Below are 12,849 nucleotides of genomic sequence, written 5' to 3' on the forward strand. Positions count from 1 at the left end.
TGGAAAGAAGAATATGATTGATCTTTATACTTGGGGCACACCCAACGGACGGAAAGTTTCTATCCTGCTGGAGGAATTGGGATTGCCGTATCAGGTAAAGCCTATTGATATTACCGCAGGGGATCAGAAAACACCTGAGTTTCTGGAGATTTCCCCGAACGGCCGCATTCCGGCCATTGTTGATCATGATACGGGCATCCGGATGATGGAATCCGGTGCCATCATGCTTTATCTCTCAAAGAAGGCGGGCGGTAAGCTTGTCCCTTCGGATGAGGCCGGATACTGGCAGATGATGGAGTGGCTGATGTGGCAGATGGGCGGTGTTGGCCCGATGTTTGGCCAGGTGCATCATTTCGTCCGATATAATGCGGGCAAGGCTCCTTACGCGGAGGAACGTTACCTCAATGAAGCGAAACGGCTATATGGTGTACTGGATGCCGCCCTTGCCGAGCGTGACTATGTGGCGGGAGAATACAGCATTGCGGATATCGCGATCTGGCCGTGGATTTCAAGATTTGAGTGGCAAACAATTGATCTCAATCAATACTTGAATGTAAAGGAATGGTACAACCGCATTGCGGGTCGTCCTGCGGTTCAGAAGGGCTATCATCTCCCGCATTATGTGTCGGATATTCCCCTGCCAGATTAACGACAAGAATATGAGGATTTAATTTCGACCGTTAAGGGTTATTAAACAGGTTATTTTTATGGTGAGTTCAAGGAGTTCAATTAACCTATAAAAATATGAAGGCGAAGGACCTTTTTTGAAATATGAACGGGATATTCATTGGTGAGGGAACACTTCTTGTTCAATGTGCAGAGGAGTTCCGGCGCGCTGGCGGTGAAATTACAGCGATCTTAAGCAGGGAACCCCGTGTTCGCGCATGGGCTGAGGCCGAAGGCTTGCTGCTTTTCGGTGCCGTGGATGAAGCGGGGCTGAGCGATCTTTCCTTTGACTATCTGTTCAGCGTTGTCAATCTGACAATTTTTCCGCAGCATTTGCCGGTTCGCCCGCGCCAGCTCGCGGTCAATTTCTTCGATGGGCCGCTGCCTAAATATTCTGGTATCAATGTTACGTCCTGGGCGTTGATGAACGGGGAAACCTCTCATGCCGTAACCTGGCATGAAATGTTGGCGACGCCGGATGAAGGCCGTATCCTGAAAATGCGTCCCGTCGAGATTGCGCCGGGCGAAACCTCCATGAGCCTCAATGCGAAATGCTATGAGGCCGGGCTTGCCTCTTTTGTGGAGCTGGTCGGTGAACTTAAGGCTGGCACCAATCGCCCTGCGGAACAGACCGGTGAAAAGACCCGCTATGATGCTGATAAGCGCCCAGCACAGCTTGGCGCCCTTGATTTTACCAAAACTGCTGCGGAACTGGACCGGCTGGTCCGCGCACTGGATTTCGGGACCTACGCCAACCCGCTTGGCGCGGCAAAGCTCTGGACAGGGAAAGCTGTTTCGCTTGTCGGCACCCTCGTCATTCAGGACGGGCCCGCCTCTGCTGTGCCGGGGCAGGTTGTTGCCATTGACGATGACAGTGTCACGATTGCGGCTTTAGATCATAACGTCAAGCTTTCCGCCTTTCGTTGCCTGGCCGGGGAGCCGCGCCATCCAAATGCCGTCGGCCTTCAGGCAGGATCGCAGGTACCGGCGCTCTCGCCGCTATCCGATGATGCCCTGACCGAAATCGCGAATGCCGAGCTTTACTGGCAACAGTCTCTAATTTCGGCGCAACCACTACAATCCCCTTATCCGGCCAACCGGGATACGGCATCCGGCGCGGTTGCCGTACCAGTTGCGCTAACTCAACCCATCAGCCTTGAAGACGCGACCACCGCTTTTCTTGCCTGGCATTCGCTTTTGACCGGGGCGACAACAGTTTCCTGCGCGGCGGATGCGGTGGGGGAATCCCATCCGCTCATCGCAGAGAACCAGCTTGTGACCTTGGCCGTAGACGCAGAGACCTGCGTTCGCGATCTTATCGCGACCTGTGCAAAGATCCGGGCAGAGGGAGAAGCCGCGGGACCGCGCAGCATTGATCTGCTCGCACGCCTGCCAGATTCTGCCGCGCGCGACGTCGCCTTGCGGGCGCTGAATGTTGCCGTTACGGCGCGTGATGGCGATGATGCCGACCTTCTGGGGGATCGCCAACTGGTGTTGGCATTGGGGTCGAACCCAAGATTGATCGCCCGCACCGGGCTTTACGCGCGCGACATGCATGCCGCCATGGGGCGCGATCTCGCATTCTTCCTGAATGCTTTTGTTACCCAACAAGACACCGCACTGAAAAACCTGCCGCTGACCGATCCGGACCAGAAACAGGCCGGTATGGACGCGATGGGCGTGGACTATCCGCGCGACAAGCGTATTCATGAGGTGATCAAGGAACAGGTCCAGAAAACACCAGATGCCATTGCACTTAAGGCAAATGCAGATGTGCTGACCTATGCCGAGCTTGATCGGCGCACGGACGCCCTTGCGGCGGCGCTGATTGCGCGTGGTGCCGGGCAAGGCAAGATTGTCGGCCTTTGTCTGGAACGATCGACCGATTTAATCGTCTCATTGCTGGCAATCCTGAAAACCGGCGCGGCCTATCTGCCGCTCGATCCGTCCTACCCGGCAGAACGGGTCGCCTTCATGATTGAGGACAGCAACGCGCCGCTGATTGTCGCCAGCCCGTCAACGGAGTTCAAGTTCCGCCTCGATCCGGCGAAGATCGTGTACCCGGATGCGAAAGGCAGTGATTTCATTGCTCCCACCGGGACGCCCTCCGAGCTTGCCTATATGATGTATACCTCGGGTTCGACGGGTACGCCGAAAGGCGTGATGCTGACTCATCAGAACATTGTCAATTTCTTTACTGGCACTGACCTGACAGTCCCCCATGACGGGGAGGTCCGGCTCCTCGCGATTACATCAGTTTCCTTCGATATTTCTGTGTTGGAGATTTTCTGGACGCTGGCACGTGGCTTTACCATTGTGCTGCAGACGGATGGCGCCGCCTCGACGGCGGTGCCAGGTTTCAGCCTGTTCTACTTTGCCTCGGAAGCGGCGGGAAGCGGGCCGGAGGCCTATCGTCTCCTGTTGCAGGGTGCGAAATTCGCGGATGACAACGGCTTTGAGGCGATCTGGACGCCGGAACGACATTTTCATGCCTTTGGTGGCCTCTATCCCAACCCGGCAGTCAGTTCCGCCGCTGTCGCGTCAATGACAAAGAATGTCGATATCCGCGCTGGCTCCTGCGTGTTGCCGCTCCATAATCCGATCCGGGTGGCGGAAGACTGGGCGCTGGTCGATAATATCTCCGGCGGGCGTGCCGGGATCGCGATTGCCAGCGGCTGGCAACCCAACGACTTCGTGCTGCAACCGGAGAATTTCGAGAACCGCAAGGATGTGATGCTGGATGGCATCGACACGCTGCGTTCCCTCTGGCGCGGTGAAAGCGTTAAATTGCCGAACCACAAGGGCGAGGAGATTGAGGTTTCCACCCTGCCGCACCCGGTGAATGGGGATATCCCGCTCTGGCTGACGGCGGCGGGTAATCCGGAAACCTTTGCCGCAGCGGCGACGAAGGGCTGTTATGTGCTGACCCATCTTCTGGGGCAGAAATTCGAGGATGTGGCCGAGAAAATCCGTGCCTACCGCATGGCCTGGCGCGAGGCAGGGCATCCGGGGAACGGCAAGGTCTCCCTCATGCTGCATACCTTTGTGGGCGAGGATGAGGATCAGGTGCGCGAAACGGTGCGCGGGCCAATGAAGGGCTATCTGAAAAGCTCGGTCGATCTATTGCGACGCGCCTCCTGGAGCTCCCCGACTTTCAAGCAGAAGGCGGACGCAACGGGAGTGACGCCGCAGGAAGTCTTCGAAAAACAAGAGCTTACCGAGGAAGAGACAGATGCCCTCCTGGATCATGCGTTTGAGCGCTATTACCAGACGAGCGGCCTGTTCGGGACGCCCGAAAGCTGTCAGGAACTGGTCCGTGAGATTGCCCGCATGGGCGTTGACGAGATTGCCTGCCTGATCGATTTCGGTGTCGATACGGATCTGGTGCTGAAGCATCTGACCTATATCAACGATTTGAAGAACAACTTGCTGGCCGAAGGCGGTGTCGCCCGCCAGGCGTCGGTCGCGGAACAGATTATCGAGCATGATATCACCCATTTCCAATGTACCCCGTCAATGGCGTCCTTCCTGGTGGCGGAGCAGGCGGGCAGGACGGCGCTTGGCAAGCTGGAGGTGATGATGGTTGGCGGTGAAGGATTCCCGCCGGATCTTGCCCGGAACCTGCGCTCCCATTTAAAGGGGACGCTGCTCAATATGTATGGCACGACGGAAACGGCGGTCTGGTCGTCGGTCGCAAAACTGGAGACAGTAGGCGAAACCATCCCGCTCGGTGAAGCAATCGCCAACACGATCTATTCTGTACGTAATGAATTCGGCCAGGCGCTGCCAAGTGGTGTGGCCGGGGAACTCTGGATCGGCGGCGATGGCGTTGCCGATGGCTACTGGAAGCGGGAGGAACTGACGGCGGAACGCTTCCTCGATACCGACGAAGGTCGGTACTACCGGACTGGTGACCTGGTTCGTCATTTGCCGGACGGCCGCCTTGAGTTCCATGGCCGCATGGACAATCAGGTCAAGGTGCGTGGCCATCGGATCGAGCTTGGCGAGATTGAGGCGAAACTCGGTTCGCTGGATGAAGTTAAGGATGCCGCCGTGACGGTATTCGAGACAGGCGATAGCGATAAGCGCCTTGTTGCCTTCGCGACAACCGCACCAGGACATAAGATCGATCCGCAGGAGGTTCGCAAGAAGTTGGGCGCCTTACTGCCGGAATTCATGACCCCTTCGCAGGTAATTGTGCTGGACGTCATGCCGCAGACCCCGAACGGAAAGGTTGACCGCAAGGCATTGCCGAAGCCGCAGGCCCAGGCCAACGTTTCCACCGAAAAGGCGCAGAGCGATACGGAAGCGGCGATTGCAAAAATCTGGTGCGAGGCGCTGGGCATTGCCGAAGTTGGCGTGACAGATAATTTCTTTGATCTTGGCGGGCATTCCCTGCTGGTGGTGCAGGTACAGCGGCGGCTCAAGGAGCTGTTCGACAGGGAAGTTGCCATCACCGACATGTTCCGTTTCTCGACCATACAAGCGCTGGCCCGTCATCTTGACGGTGGCGGGAAGGTTGAAGGAGAGTCAACGGCGGCCATGCGCGGTGCACAGCGCGCGGCGGCACGGCGCGCCCGGATGACGCAAAGAATCGGGACGACTGTACAGTAACAGGGTTTTTGGCAGGGTTTAAGCCTGCCACAATAATCAATACCGCCGCATACGGTGGAAATGAGTGGGAAGATGACAGACAGCATTGAGGGAATTCAGGCTTCTGAAAAGATTGCTATTGTCGGCATGGCTGGACGGTTTCCGTCCGCGCGCAATGTTGCGCAGCTATGGAACCTGCTTGCCAGTGAGCGCATCGGAACCCACTGGTTCTCGGATGAGGAAATGCTCTCCAACGGCGTGAGCCCGAGGGAGCTTGCCGACCCCAATTATGTACGCGCTGCCAACTTTCTCCCGGATATGGAATGCTTCGATGCCGGCTTTTTTGGCTTTTCCCCACGTGAAGCATCGATCCTTGATCCGCAGCATCGTCATTTTCTCGAATGCGCGTGGGAGGCGTTGGAGGATGCGGGCCATATGCCGGAAAGTTTCGAGGGCCGGGTCGGCGTTTTCGCGGGGTCCGGCATGCAGGCCTATCTGCCGTTTAATCTGCTCACTAACCCGGATTTGGTAGAGGAAATTGGGCTGTTTCTGCTCCGGCATACCGGGAATGACAAGGATTTTCTGACCACCCGCCTGTCGTATCTCCTAAATTTGCAGGGTCCCTCCGTGGCAGTCCAGACGGCTTGCTCCACCTCCCTTGTTGCGGTGCATCAGGCGGCGGCCAGCCTCCTCTCCATGGAATGTGACATGGCGATTGCCGGTGGCGTGACGGTCGAGTTGCCGCATCGCCATGGCTATAAATTCGTCGAGGGGGAAATCCAGTCGCCCGACGGGCTTTGCCGCCCGTTCGATAACGATAGCGAGGGAACGGTTTTCGGTTCCGGCGCGGCGCTTGTCGTCTTGCGTCGGCTAGAGGATGCGCTCGCCGATGGTGATGATATCAAGGCCGTGCTGATCGGTTCGGCAGTGAACAACGACGGCGCGCAGAAGGCAGGCTATCTCGCGCCCAGCGTTGATGGTCAGGCGGAGGCCGCGGCCGAAGCCCTTGCCATTGCCAATATCCCGGCAGAATCCGTCAGCTATGTTGAGGCCCACGGGACGGGCACGCCGGTCGGCGACCCGATCGAGCTTGCGGGCCTTTCACAGGTCTATGGCGACGGGGGCGTTGGTTTTTGCGGGATTGGTTCGGTCAAGAGTAATATCGGCCATCTGGATACGGCGGCGGGCACCACCAGCCTGATCAAGGTAGTAGAGGCCCTGCGCCATGAGACATTACCCGCATCGCTGAATTACAAGACTCCGAACAGCCGCTTCGATATTGCGAACAGCCCGTTTTATGTGGTGTCCGAGACGAAACCCTGGCAACGCGGCGCCACCCCGCGTCGTGCGGCGATCAACTCCCTTGGGGTCGGAGGCACCAACGCCCACGCCATCATTGAGGAGGCGCCTCTCCGGGCTGAGACACAGTCTGTAGAGGGCTGGCGGTTGTTCCCTTTCTCGGCGCGCAATAAAAAGGCACTTGATGGCCTGCAGGAGAAATGGCGGGAGTTCGTCGCATCGCCGGAGATGCCGGATTTGGCTGACACCGCCTATACGCTTCGTCATGGGCGCCGCGAGTTTTCTGAACGCCGGGTCCTGGTTGCGAAGGATAAGGATGGCCTTGCCGGGGCGCTTTGGAATGATCTGCCGCATCATGTTACGGAGGGGAGCGCCGGAACAGGAAAAGCAGAAGTCGTCTTCATGTTTCCGGGGGGCGGCGCGCAATATCCAGGCGCTGGCGCGGGGCTGCTGGCAAGTTCTGATGCCTTCCGGGCGGCAGTTGATGAATGTTTCACACAAATGCCAACCGATGCGCCCGCCGACTTACGCAGTGTTATGTTTGAGAAAACCCTCGATGATGCGGATGCGCGCGGCAAAATGGAGATGTCAGGCTACGCTATCCCGGCACTGTTCGTCCTGGAATATGCCTATGCGATGATGTTCAGGAGCTGGGGTGTGGAACCGGCTACGGTTCTTGGTCATAGTGCGGGCGAGTATGCGGCTGCGGTGATCTCCAAGGTGATGTCGGTCGCGGATGCGCTTAAAATCGTTGTCTGGCGCGGCAAGGTGATGGATGCGGCGGACGCGGGCGCGATGAGTATTATACCGGCGCCGCGTGAAAAGGTGTCTGAACTGATCGGTGACAGCCTTGATATTGCGGCCTTGAATGCGCCGGATCTCTGCGTGGTATCGGGCGAAATAGCAAAAATAGACGCGCTGGAGAGTGAGCTCAAGGGAACGGAATATGAAGCGACGCGGGTCCGCATCAATGTCGCTGCCCATAGCCGTATCCTTGATGATCAACTGGATAATTTCCGCAAAGGGATTCAGGGAATTCAACTGACTGATCCGGACATTCCCTTCGTCTCCTCCTTGCGTGGTGACTGGCCGGGAAATGGGGACTTCTCAACCATTGATTACTGGGTCAATCATCTCCGTCATACCGTTCGCTTTGCTGACGCAGTGGAAACTGTTCTCTTAAAACCGAACCTGATCCTGCTCGAAGTGGGGCCGGGCCAGACGCTGGGGCCGCTCGCGGAGATGTGTCGGGGACAGAATGAGCCGAGCGCTATCATTTCATCTGGTCGGCCCCCAAAAGAGGTCGATGAAGACATGGCCCGCGCCCTACTGGCTGCAGGGCAGATTTGGGCTGCGGGGGGCACCCTTGACTGGGAAAACCTGCCGGGTCCAGGCGGTCGTCGTGTTTCCCTTCCGACTTATGCCTTTGCCCGCGACCGGCACTGGATTGAGCCGGGAACAGGACGCATGGCGGAGGCAGAAGAGGCGGAGGGCGCGAACGCCATTCACCTCACCCGACGGGACAACCCCGATGACTGGTTCGTCACGAAAAAATGGAAATTCGCGCCGATCCCGCCCGCCGAGACAGGTCATGGCGGCCACTGGCTGCTTTTCCATGGCGGTGATCCCGTCTCGGACGCCCTGGTTACGGCACTTTCCGAACGGCGTGAGACGGTAACCATCGTGCGCCCCGGGGATCATTTCAGCAAGGACGGCGACGGCTATCGTCTGGCTCCCGATAAGCCCGAGGATTATGAAGCGCTGCTGTCGGACCTTTCCGAAATGCCGACATATATTCTTCATGGCTGGCCAATGGCGGCCGCAGCAGAGGGTCAGGAAGGGCTGTTTGACAGCGGTTTCTGTCTCGCCCGGGCCCTTCAGTCTGCGGATCCGGCCGAGGATCTGCGCCTCACCTTTATTGGAAGCGGTGGTTTCTCTGTTGCGGGAGAGCCGGTTCTGCATCCCGCGCTTGGCACCCTGATTGGCCCTGTCCGGGTGGCACCGCGAGAAATTCCGGGCCTGAGCGCCCAGTATATTGATCTGGAAACCATGGAAGATCCAGTCTGGGCAGCACGGGCGATCCTTGATGAGCAGAGCGGCGCAACTGCGGACGACTGCATTGCATTTCGCGGTCATCAACGCTACGCGCAACAGCTTGACCCGTTAACGGTGGATGCTACGTCCACTTTACCGCGGCGACTGAAGGACGGCGGGCGGTATCTGATTACGGGTGGCGCAGGTGGGATCGGGCTTGAGCTTGCGCGCTATCTTGCATTGCAAGCGAATGCACATGTCGCCCTGGTTGGTCGAACCCCCCTGCCAATGCGACGTGAATGGGAGAAAGTGATCGAGAGCGCCCCGGCCTCGCGAGAAGCGGTGGCCCTGAAAGCGGCGCTGGCCATTGAAGCTGCCGGCGGAAAGGTCTTGTTTCTGGCGGCTGATGTTGCCGACAGGCAGGCATTGAGCGCGGCGATTGAGACAGTCGTTGCGGAGTTTGGCGGCCTTGACGGCGTTTTTCACGGCGCGGGCATCATGGATGATGCGCCGATGCTGGGTAAGAGCCTTGAAGATACACATCATGTTCTGGCGCCGAAAGTAGTGGGCGGGGCCAATCTTTCTGCGTTGCTCCCCGATGGCGATCTTGATTTTTTTGCGGTCTTCTCCTCCACTTCTGTCATTACTGCCCCTCCGGGACAGGTCGATTATGTGGCGGCGAACAGCTACCTGGAAAGCCTCGCCGCTTCGCGAAGTGATGGGCTTGCTATTTCCTGGGGTGTATGGCGGGATATCGGCATGGCGGCGCGCGCCTATCGCAGTCAGGAGGAAAGCGCAGGCGGTGCCCATCCATTGCTCGGCCCGATTGTGACGGAGAAGAATGGCGTCATATCCTTTACCTCCTTTTATGATCCAGCAGAGCTTTGGGTTCTCGCCGAGCATGTGGTTGGCGGCGTACCGGTCTTGCCGGGTACGGCCTATATTGAGATTGCCCGCGCGGCCATGGAACAGGCCGCGAAAGGGCGTAAGTGGGAACTTACGACTCTCTCCCTGCTAAGCCCGATGATCTTTCCAGAGGGGGTCCGGGCGCAGGTTGTTGTCACCATGACCCCGAATGAGCGGGGCTATGAATTCCAGGTGCAAAGCAGGATCTCAAGCGAAGCACAGTTGACCGAGCATTGCCGTGCGAACCTTATCCTTAAGCGGTTGACTGACCGCAAGGTACCTGCCGGATTGATGTCCGCGGGTACTTTGAGCATTTCCGATAACAGCGGTCGGGATTCGCAAGGCGAGCTGCTTGATTTCGGACCGCGCTGGGACAATGTCGGGGAGATTCGCGTTGGATCGCAGATTGTAGAAGCGGATTTCGCCCTACCGGAGACGTATTTGGCGGATCTTGATCAATATGCCGCTCATCCGGGACTAACTGATACGGCGGCAACCATTGGCCTGAACCTGTTATCCGATGTCGGCAGTGAAGGTGCATTCTATGCGCCCATGTCTGTTGATCGGATCCGTATTCTGGGGCCTCTTACACCGCGGTTTGTTGCGCGCGCACGGCTGGTTGCTGAGACGCCGGGGCGGTTTGCGAGCTTCGATGTCATTTTCTCCGATGATAAAGGCGCACCACTCCTGATTTTGGAGGGTTTCGCGCTCAGCCGTATTGAAGGCACCAGCTTCGATGCGACCAATGCACCGGATCAGCTTGTTGATATCATGATAGCGCAGGGTATCTCGGCCGCCGATGCGCCGGCGGTTTTCAGCCGGATACTTAATTCTGATGCGCGTGAGGTTGTTGTTTCACCGACCTCAATGGCGGATATTTCACGCGAAATGGCGCGCATCGGCGCACAGCGGCGTAAAACGGTTGAGGGACAGCGAAAGGATCATTCCGAGAATGATACCGTTTACGCCAATTCTGTCGAAGAGAAAATCGCCGGTTTCTGGTCTGATCTCCTCGGGGTTGAGCAGGCCGAGCCGGATGCCGACTTCTTCGATCTGGGCGGACATTCACTGGCGGCAGTTCGGTTGTTTGCCAAGATTCGCAAGGAATATGACACTGATCTGCCGCTGGCCACGTTATTCCAGGCCCCGACATTGCGGTCGCTCTCGGAAGTTGTGATTTCCAAGGGTAATATTGATGTTGACGTGACGGCCATGTCCGACACCACAGCCCCGTCCGCGGCCGATGATAGCTGGTCACCGCTCGTACGAATCAAGAAAGGAGCGCCGGATGTCAAGCCGCTCTATCTTGTTCATGGCGCGGGCGGCAATGTGCTCAATTTCCGGTCCCTGTCGGGCTATATTGACGCGAAAATACCTTTTTATGCGCTTCGGGCGCTTGGCTCGGATGGCGAAACGGAAATACACGAAACCATTGAGGAAATGGCGAGCTGCTATGTGGCAGCCGTGCTCAAGAACCAACCAGAAGGGCCCTATAACCTCGCCGGCTATTCCGGGGGCGGTGTGATTGCGTTTGAGATGGCGCAGCAACTCCGGGCAGCGGGGCATAAGGTGGGACAGCTGATTTTCTTCGATACACTGGCGCCGGACATTGACCCGCAACCGCTCAGTTTTCTTGAAAAGATCTGGACAGCGCGCCATTGGAGCCTGAGTTTTGCCCTGAAATGGCCAATCCGAAAATGGCAAAGCCGTGCCGCCGGAAATGAAATGGCGCAGATTGCCGACCTCCTTGCAAAAGGAGAGAAAATTCCGGATGAACTCGTCGGTCAGCGGATGACGCGTGCCTATCTTGCAGCAGAGCATCGCTATCGGCCCCAAGACTATCCTGATGACATCCTGCTTTTCAAGGGGAGCCAAGCCAGTCTCGACTTCCTGCGGGCAGGGCCTCAACTGGGGTGGGACAAATACACGTCCGGGAATATTGAGGTGATGATCTTTGACTGTGATCACTTCAACATGATGATCGATCCTACGATCAGCGAGATCGGAAATATCCTGAACGAGCTTTTACTTAATCGCTGATCCGGGCACCGGGAAGATGTGCCCGGTAAAAGGCGAGGCTATCCTCGACCAATCCCTGATCGGTAAGATTGGTATGTGTTCCATCCGGGTAGATTTGAAACATTTTTGGCTCGGTCGCCGCATCGAATAACCGCTGTGCGGATGGAATTCGAATGGCGTCGTCCTGCTCCCCGTGCAGCATGAGAAGCGGGGTGTTAATCTGTGCTATTCTCTCAATAGAATCATACCGCTCCCTCGTCATAAGGCGACAGAAGGGCAACCCGTAGTACCGATCCGTAAAATAATCGCAGAACCGGGCAAAGGACGCCTCGAGCGTCAGTGCCGCTACGGGCCGTTCCGCCGCCAGCCGTGCGGCAATTCCGCTGCCCAGGCTATAGCCATGAACTAGGCGTCGATTTTCCGGTATTTCACGCTCCATAACCTTATCCAGCTGGTCATAGAGAGCACGGGCATCGGCGGCAAAAGCCTCTTCCGATGGGGTGCCGCCTTTGCCACTCGAACCGCGATAAACGAGAGCGGCCACACCAAAGCCCTTATCCAGAAAGGGTTTTAAGCGATTGATCGACGGGCCGATAGATGTAAAATTTCCCATGAAATAAAGAATGACGGGGGCCCCTTCGAGGGGCGGCTTGATCCAGGCGGCAATTTCCGATCCATCCTCGGAGGTGAGCGTCACGTCGCGGACGCCATCAAGCTCGAAATCGCCCGGCTGCTCCATCCCCTGGTTAAATCGGTAGATCTTGCCATAAAATAAATGCATCCCGAAAAACCCGAGAGCAACTGTCAGGGCAATCAGGACGCCGGCAATGAAGAAACTGTTTTGGAGGGACATGGCAGACTTCAACTATTTCCCGACTGCAGGCAACCCTACGCTCGTGATTTGAAAAACTTGATGACAAATAGCAATAAAACCGCGCCAATTGTAGCGTGGATAATCGCCCCAAGAATGCCGCCACCTATATTAATCCCTAGAGCAGGCAGGATAAATCCGGCAACAAAGGCACCGATAATGCCAACCACAATATTACCGATCAATCCGAACCCAAAGCCTTTTATAATCAATCCGGCCAGCCAGCCCGCCACAGCACCGACCAACAAAAAGATAAGAAGACTTTCTAATCCCATAATGCATCACTCCTATCATTGTATTGTGCTCTATTTCAATTAGGGCGCTAGTCGGGGGATACTGTCAAGAATGAAATCCGGCGGACGGTCCAAACGCGGGCCGTCCAGTCTCCGGACAATGTCCATTATGGTGGTGAGAACATGATCCGGCAAACATAAATGATACCATAGTGGTATCTAAAGCGT

The 12,849-nt window shown here is 56.9% G+C and carries 5 protein-coding genes; 3 read left to right on the plus strand and 2 right to left on the minus strand.

The genetic code is table 11. The annotated features are described in order from the left end of the window. Positions 1–13 precede the first annotated feature (13 nt). The 3 genes from GQE98_RS04305 (at position 14) to GQE98_RS04315 (ending at position 11,538) form a co-directional block, all read left to right on the plus strand. Positions 14–649 (plus strand): glutathione S-transferase family protein, encoded by a 636-nt coding sequence (locus GQE98_RS04305; RefSeq protein WP_161314397.1) that lies wholly within the window; start codon positions 14–16, stop codon positions 647–649. Between the two features lie 122 nt (positions 650–771). Beyond that, on the plus strand, positions 772–5,280 hold the full coding sequence (locus tag GQE98_RS04310; protein WP_161314398.1) for a MupA/Atu3671 family FMN-dependent luciferase-like monooxygenase: 4,509 nt from the start codon (positions 772–774) through the stop codon (positions 5,278–5,280). Positions 5,281–5,352: 72 nt separating this feature from the next. Then, a complete protein-coding gene (locus GQE98_RS04315) occupies positions 5,353–11,538 on the plus strand; it encodes a type I polyketide synthase (protein WP_161314399.1) in 6,186 nt (2,061 codons plus the stop codon). Here GQE98_RS04315 and GQE98_RS04320 read toward each other — a convergent pair. Continuing rightward, positions 11,528–12,370 carry an alpha/beta hydrolase gene (locus GQE98_RS04320; protein WP_161314400.1) on the minus strand — a complete coding sequence of 281 codons (843 nt, stop codon included), beginning with the start codon at positions 12,368–12,370 and terminating at the stop codon, positions 11,528–11,530. The genes GQE98_RS04315 and GQE98_RS04320 overlap by 11 nt on opposite strands. A gap of 35 nt (positions 12,371–12,405) precedes the next feature. After that, the gene (locus GQE98_RS04325) at positions 12,406–12,663 is read right to left on the minus strand and encodes a GlsB/YeaQ/YmgE family stress response membrane protein (RefSeq protein WP_161314401.1); all 258 of its coding nucleotides are present in this window, start codon (positions 12,661–12,663) and stop codon (positions 12,406–12,408) included. Positions 12,664–12,849 lie beyond the last annotated feature (186 nt).

Origin of the sequence: Sneathiella litorea (genome assembly GCF_009882915.1) — a bacterium.
GTDB classification, from domain to species: domain Bacteria; phylum Pseudomonadota; class Alphaproteobacteria; order Sneathiellales; family Sneathiellaceae; genus Sneathiella; species Sneathiella litorea.

What these genes read in the sequence shown, in the direction of transcription:
- GQE98_RS04310 (WP_161314398.1), top strand. Translation starts at nt 772, where the DNA reads ATGAACGGGATATTCATTGGTGAGGGAACACTTCTTGTTCAATGTGCA.
- GQE98_RS04305 (WP_161314397.1), top strand. Translation starts at nt 14, where the DNA reads ATGATTGATCTTTATACTTGGGGCACACCCAACGGACGGAAAGTTTCT.
- GQE98_RS04325 (WP_161314401.1), bottom strand. Translation starts at nt 12,663, where the DNA reads ATGGGATTAGAAAGTCTTCTTATCTTTTTGTTGGTCGGTGCTGTGGCG.
- GQE98_RS04315 (WP_161314399.1), top strand. Translation starts at nt 5,353, where the DNA reads ATGACAGACAGCATTGAGGGAATTCAGGCTTCTGAAAAGATTGCTATT.
- GQE98_RS04320 (WP_161314400.1), bottom strand. Translation starts at nt 12,370, where the DNA reads ATGTCCCTCCAAAACAGTTTCTTCATTGCCGGCGTCCTGATTGCCCTG.